Source organism: Saccharopolyspora sp. NPDC002686 (genome assembly GCF_040295745.1).
Taxonomy (GTDB): Bacteria; Actinomycetota; Actinomycetes; order Mycobacteriales; family Pseudonocardiaceae; genus Saccharopolyspora; species Saccharopolyspora oryzae.
In genome coordinates this window covers 1-5,708 of sequence record NZ_JBEOVY010000434.1, presented here as the reverse complement: position 1 = coordinate 5,708, position 5,708 = coordinate 1, and the positions used below count along the sequence as shown (strand labels likewise).

Genomic DNA, 5,708 nt, shown 5'->3' with positions numbered 1-5,708 from the left:
ACGGGGGGGCCCTAATTTTCAATTGAAACTGCGGCCCCGTCGGTCAGGTGCCGGGATCAGGCGGAGAGGACTCCGGCGACGTCGCCTCGGGCGTCGGCCCGGAGGATCGGGGCCGTGGCGGTGAGGTCGTGGACCGCTGCGACGGAGTCCGCGTCCACGGAATCGGCGTCGGTGACGACCGCAGCGGCCTCGAGGCCCTCCGCGCCGCTGGAGACTGCGGCGGCGACTGCCGCCTGCAGCGCCGTGAGGCGCAGGGACGGGAGGGCGACCGTGGTGGCCGCGTAGGTCCGGCCGTCGGTGTCGCGGACCGCCGCGCCCTCGGCGGCGCCGTTGCGGGCGCGGGACGACCTGGCGAGGGTGACGATCTTGGCGTCCTCCGGGTCGATCTGCTGCGGTGCTGCCGCTTCCACGTGCTCAGCCACGGGTGTTGCTTCCCTCCTGGTCAGCACCGCGCAGCGGTGCTTGGTCGGTGTTCGCCGGGCGGACCAGCAGCGCGTTGATGCGGATCCGTCCCCGGTGGTCCTTGCCGCCCTCGGCGCGCAGCTTCAGCCCGGCGATCTCGGCTTCCGCGCCCGGCAGCGGAACCCGGCCGAGGCGCTGCGCCAGCAGACCGCCGACCGTCTCCACGTCGGAGTCGTCGAGCTCCACGCCGAACAGCTCGCCGAGGTCCTCCACCGGCAGCCGCGAGCTGACCCGGACCGTGCCGTCCTCGAGCCTCTCGATCGGCCGGTGCTCCTCCAGGTCGGACTCGTCGGTGATCTCGCCGACGATCTCCTCGATGATGTCCTCGATGGTCAGCAGCCCGGCGGTGCCGCCGTACTCGTCGACGGCGATGGCCAGGTGGCTGCGGGACAGCTGCATCTCGCGCAGCAGCTCGTCCACCCGCTTGGTGTCGGGCACGAAGCTCGCCGGGCGCATCAGCTCGGACACCGGCGGACCGGCCTCGTCGCGCGCGGTCAGCACCGCACCGGTGAGGTCCTTGACGGTCACCACGCCGACGATGTCGTCGACGCTCTCACCGATCACCGGAATCCGGGAGAACCCGGAGCGCAGGCACAGCGCCAGCCCCTGCCGGGAGGACTTGGTCTGCTCGATCCAGATGATCTCCGGACGCGGCACCATGACCTCGCGGGCCAGCGTGTCCCCGAGCTCGAAGACCGAGTGGATCATCTCCCGCTCGTCGGCGGCCACCACGCCGCGCTCCCCCGCCAGGTCCACCAGCTCGCGCAGCTCCACCTCGGTGGAGAACGGTCCCTCGCGGAACCCCTTGCCGGGGGTGATCATGTTGCCGATCAGGATCAGCAGCCGGGTCAGCGGGTTGAGCAGCCGGGCCAGCACCCGCACCGGCGCGGCCACCTTCAGCCCGATGCCGTAGGGGTGCTGCCGACCGAGCGTGCGCGGGCCGACGCCGACCAGCACGTACGAGGCCACCAGCATGACCAGACCGGCGATCACCACCGCCCAGGCCTCGGAGTTCGCCAGCCGCAGCGCGACCACCGTGACCAGCACGGTGGCGCCCAGCTCGCAGGCCAGCCTCAGCAGCAGGAGCAGGTTGACGTGCCGGGGCCGGTCGGCGAGCAGCAGCGCGAACTGCTTCGCACCGCTCCGGCCTTCGCGCACCAGCTCGTCGACGCGCGCGCGGGAGGCCACCGTGACGGCGGACTCCGAGGCCGCGAACACCCCGGCGGCCAGCACCAGCAGCACTGCCGTGATCAAGAACGCGGTGGAATCGGCCAATTCCAACGCCGACTCCCTCAGTTGGCAGGCGCCGGGCCGCCCTGAGGCGGCTCCGACTCGTCCAGACCGACCGCGCCCAGCACGCGGTCGTCGGCGCTGCGCTGCGCCTCCGCGCGCTCGGCCTCGGCGCGCGCCTCGCGGAACTCGGCGAGGATGCGGTTCTGCAGGCCGAACATCTCCCGCTCCTCCTCCGGCTCGGCGTGGTCGTAGCCGAGGAGGTGCAGCACGCCGTGCACGGTCAGCAGGTGCAGCTCGTCGAGCATGCTGTGCCCGGCCTTGCGGGCCTGGTCGCGGGCGAACGCCGGGCAGAGCACGATGTCGCCCAGCAGCGCCGGGCCCGCTCCGGCCGAGTCGGGCCGGCGGGCCGAGTCGTACTCGTCCATCGGGAACGACATCACGTCGGTGGGGCCGGGCAGGTCCATCCACCGCTCGTGCAGGTCGGCCATCACGTCGAGCTCCACCAGCACGATGGACAGCTCGGCGAGCTGGCTGACGCTCATCTTGTCCAGTGCGAAGCGCGCGGCCGAGACGATGGTCGCCTCGGGCACTGCGACGCCGGATTCGTTGGCGATCTCGATGCTCATGCTCGTCCTCGTCGCTGCCCGTTGCGTCGACCGTGGCGGTCGTGCGGTTCTGCGTCTTCCAATGCGTGCCAGCGGTCGTACGCGTTGACGATGTCGGTCACCAGCCGGTGCCGCACCACGTCGTGGCTGTCCAGCTGGGCGAAGTGCACGTCGTCGACACCGCCCAGGATCTCCTGGACGACCTTCAGCCCGCTGCGCTGCCCGCCGGGCAGGTCGATCTGGGTGACGTCCCCGGTGACCACGATCTTGGAGCCGAAGCCCAGCCGGGTCAGGAACATCTTCATCTGCTCGGGCGTGGTGTTCTGCGCCTCGTCGAGGATGATGAACGCGTCGTTGAGGGTGCGGCCGCGCATGTAGGCCAGCGGGGCGATCTCGATGGTCCCGGCCTGCGTCAGCCGCGGCACCGACTCCGGGTCGACCATGTCGTGCAGCGCGTCGTACAGCGGCCGCAGGTACGGGTCGATCTTCTCGTAGAGGGTGCCCGGCAGGAAGCCGAGCCGTTCACCGGCCTCGACCGCGGGACGGGTCAGGATGATCCGGTTGACCTGCTTGGCCTGCAGCGCCTGCACGGCCTTGGCCATCGCCAGGTACGTCTTGCCGGTACCGGCCGGGCCGATGCCGAACACCACGGTGTGGTGGTCGATGGCGTCGACGTAGCGCTTCTGGTTCAGCGTCTTGGGGCGGATGGTCCGGCCGCGCCGCGACACGATGTCCAGGCTCAGCACGTCGGCAGGCGACTCGTTGTGGTCCGCCGAGAGCATCCCGACGCTGCGCCGGACGACGTCCGGGGTCAGCGGTCCGCCCTTGCCGATCAACGCGATGAGCTCGGCGAACACCCGCTCCGCGAACGCCACCTCGGCGGGGTCACCGGACAGCGTCACCTCGTTGCCCCGAACGTGGACATCGGCGGTGAGCAGGTCTTCGACGACCCGCAGGTTCTGGTCGCGGGATCCGACCAGCGTCAGGACGACGTCGTCGGGAACGGTCACCTTGGACTGCGCCGTCGCGGTCTGGGCTGTTGCCGTCTGGGGTGGTTCTCCGGACTGGGCGGCAGCGCCACCCGCTGCAATACCGGCCACGTGTGTTCGGGCCTGCCTTCTGCGCTCTCCGCGCGGGTCGTTCGGTCAGTTCTGCCTGGCACCGATGGTAGTCCACGCGACAATCGAATTGCCGCAGTCACCGCCCGCGAACGACGTGGATCACGCGAGGCGGAAGTGGCGGCGCGGCTCCCGGCCGCACCACCACCGGGGCGAGCCGCTCAGCCCTTGAGCGGACCGCCGGTCAGGCCGCCGAGGGGCTCGCCGCCGAGCAGGTGCAGGTGGACGTGGAAGATCGTCTGGCCGGCGTCGGCGTTGGTGTTGAACAGCAGCCGGTAGCCGGATTCCTCGATGCCCTCCTGCGCGGCGATCTCGCGGGCCGTGGTGATCAGCTCGGCGAGCAGCTCCGGGTCCGCGGCGGCCAGTTCGGCAGCGTTGCGGTAGCGCTTCTTGGGCACCACCAGCACGTGCGTGGGCGCCTGCGGGTTGATGTCGCGGATGGCGATGACCCGCTCGTTCTCCCGCACGACGTCAGCGGGGATCTCGCGCTCGATGATCCGCAGGAACAGGGAATCCATGTCGCTCATGCCGGAAGACTAAGGGGTGCCGGCCCCGCCGCGGGTGGCGGTCGATGCCCGCACGCTGCGCCGCAATCGGGTCTGGGGGGATTCCCGTTTGCGGCGCAGCTCTCGCCGGACCGAGGGGGGAGGTGTCCGGCGAGTGCTGGGCTCCGATGCCCCGTGCGGCACCGGTCGCGGCTGAGCCGCGATATCCACTTCCGCCACCGAGCGTAGCGTCCCATCAACCGTTCGCGCTACGCGCGTCGCTGAACTTTTTGATCTTCTTCGCGCACAGTCACACCCCGAGCGCCGCGGCGCCACCAGCCGGGCGCACTGGTCGATCCCGCCGAACACGAAAGGGCGCTAGAGCTCCGTGTCGCCGAAGTGCTCCAGCAGGGTGCGCAGCAGGCCGGAGAGCTGTTCGTACTGCTCTTCGCCCAGCTCCGGCAGCAGGCGCGCCTCGTTGGCCAGGTGCAGGCCGAAGATCTCGTCGACGATCCGGTTCCCCTCGTCGGTCAACCGGATCCGCACGGAGCGCCGGTCGACGTCGTCGCGAACCCGCTCGACCCACCCCTTGGACTCCAGGCGGTCGATGCGGTTCGTGATCGCGCCGGAGGTCACCATCATCGCCTTGAGCAGCGCTCCCGCGGTCAGCTCGTAGGGCTCGCCCGACCGCCGGAGCGTCGTGAGCACGTCGAACTCCCACGTCTCGATGCCGTGCGCGGAGTTGAACTTCTTGAGCTCGCGTTCGAGCACCCGGTTGAGCCGCTGCACGCGTCCGACGATGCCGACCGGCCACAGGTCGGCGTCCAGATCGGGGCGCTCCCGCCGCCAGCGCCGCTGGATCTCGTCCACCGCGTCGGCCATTCGTCCTCCAGGTAGCTCAGCAGTCAGCGCTGTTCGACGTTGTCTCAACATTGAGATTATCGACCGGGAGGAGCCGCGACGACCCCAGGTGCGCGAAATGACCGCCGGTACCTCTAGCTCCAGCGGTCGGTGCGGACGCCTAGGGCGCCGAGCGCGACGGCCGCGGCGGTGGACGCTCGGAGGACCGTCGGGCCGAGGCGACCTACGTGGGCCCCGGCGTCGGTGAGGGTTGCGAGTTCTTCGCCGGTGATGCCGCCTTCCGGACCCACCACCAGGATCAGCTCACCGGAATCGGGGAGATCGGCGGAGGCCAGCGACTCGGTCGCCGATTCGTGCAGCACCAGGGTCGCGTCGGCACCGCTGACCAGCCCAGCGAGCTGCTTGGTGCTCACCGGCTCGTCCACCTGCGGCGTCCACGCCCGCCGCGCCTGCTTCGCGGCCTGCTCAGCGGTGCTCCGCCAGCGCGCCAGCGCCTTCGCCCCCCGCGGGCCGTCGTCCCACTTCGCCACGCAGCGCGAAGCGCGCCACGGCACGACCGCGTCGACCCCGGCCTCGGTCGCCAGCTCCACCGCGAGCTCGCCGCGATCGCCCTTCACCAGGGCTTGCGCGAGCCGCACGCGCAGCGCGGGCTGCGGTTCCCGCCAGGTTTCGGCGACCGCGAGCTCCAGGGAGTCCTTGGCGGCGGCCACCACCTCGCAGCGGGCCATGCCGCCCGCGCGGTCGGAGAGCAGCAGGTGCTCGCCCACCCGGAGCCGGCGCACGGTGGCCGCGTGCTTGCCCTCCGGACCGTCCAACGTCGTCGGCCCGACAGCGGGCAGCTGCTCGACGGTGAACACCGCCCACCACACGCCCGAGGACAGGAAGACCAGGCGCACCGCACCGTCCGCGTCCATGCCGAACGAGTCGTGGAACAGGTAGATCAC

7 protein-coding genes are annotated in these 5,708 nt (G+C 71.0%); all 7 read right to left on the bottom strand.

What is annotated here, in order from left to right; all coding sequences use genetic code 11:
* Window positions 1–56: 56 nt before the first annotated feature.
* Window positions 57–422 (bottom strand): cytidine deaminase-like protein, encoded by a 366-nt coding sequence (locus ABTZ89_RS34755; protein ID WP_351052876.1) that lies wholly within the window; start codon window positions 420–422, stop codon window positions 57–59.
* Window positions 415–1,737, bottom strand: coding sequence for a hemolysin family protein (locus ABTZ89_RS34750; RefSeq protein ID WP_351052882.1), 1,323 nt, complete (start codon window positions 1,735–1,737; stop codon window positions 415–417). Before ABTZ89_RS34750 ends, ABTZ89_RS34755 begins: the two co-directional genes overlap by 8 nt.
* Window positions 1,738–1,754: 17 nt before the next feature.
* On the bottom strand, window positions 1,755–2,321 hold the full coding sequence (gene ybeY / locus ABTZ89_RS34745) for an rRNA maturation RNase YbeY (RefSeq protein ID WP_270952071.1): 567 nt from the start codon (window positions 2,319–2,321) through the stop codon (window positions 1,755–1,757).
* A complete protein-coding gene (locus ABTZ89_RS34740; protein ID WP_351052872.1) occupies window positions 2,318–3,400 on the bottom strand; it encodes a PhoH family protein in 1,083 nt (360 codons plus the stop codon). Before ABTZ89_RS34740 ends, ybeY begins: the two co-directional genes overlap by 4 nt.
* Window positions 3,401–3,579: 179 nt before the next feature.
* On the bottom strand, window positions 3,580–3,945 hold the full coding sequence (locus ABTZ89_RS34735) for a histidine triad nucleotide-binding protein (RefSeq protein ID WP_270952072.1): 366 nt from the start codon (window positions 3,943–3,945) through the stop codon (window positions 3,580–3,582).
* A gap of 336 nt (window positions 3,946–4,281) precedes the next feature.
* Window positions 4,282–4,785, bottom strand: a complete 504-nt coding sequence (locus ABTZ89_RS34730; RefSeq protein ID WP_270952073.1) for a MarR family winged helix-turn-helix transcriptional regulator — start codon at window positions 4,783–4,785, stop codon at window positions 4,282–4,284.
* A gap of 113 nt (window positions 4,786–4,898) precedes the next feature.
* Window positions 4,899–5,678, bottom strand: a complete 780-nt coding sequence (locus tag ABTZ89_RS34725; protein WP_351052879.1) for a 16S rRNA (uracil(1498)-N(3))-methyltransferase — start codon at window positions 5,676–5,678, stop codon at window positions 4,899–4,901.
* Window positions 5,679–5,708: the final 30 nt, after the last annotated feature.

Bases quoted from the DNA above. Each gene is read 5' to 3' on its own strand.
- ABTZ89_RS34730 (WP_270952073.1), bottom strand. From the start codon at position 4,785: ATGGCCGACGCGGTGGACGAGATCCAGCGGCGCTGGCGGCGGGAGCGC.
- ybeY (WP_270952071.1), bottom strand. From the start codon at position 2,321: ATGAGCATCGAGATCGCCAACGAATCCGGCGTCGCAGTGCCCGAGGCG.
- ABTZ89_RS34735 (WP_270952072.1), bottom strand. From the start codon at position 3,945: ATGAGCGACATGGATTCCCTGTTCCTGCGGATCATCGAGCGCGAGATC.
- ABTZ89_RS34725 (WP_351052879.1), bottom strand. From the start codon at position 5,678: ATGGACGCGGACGGTGCGGTGCGCCTGGTCTTCCTGTCCTCGGGCGTG.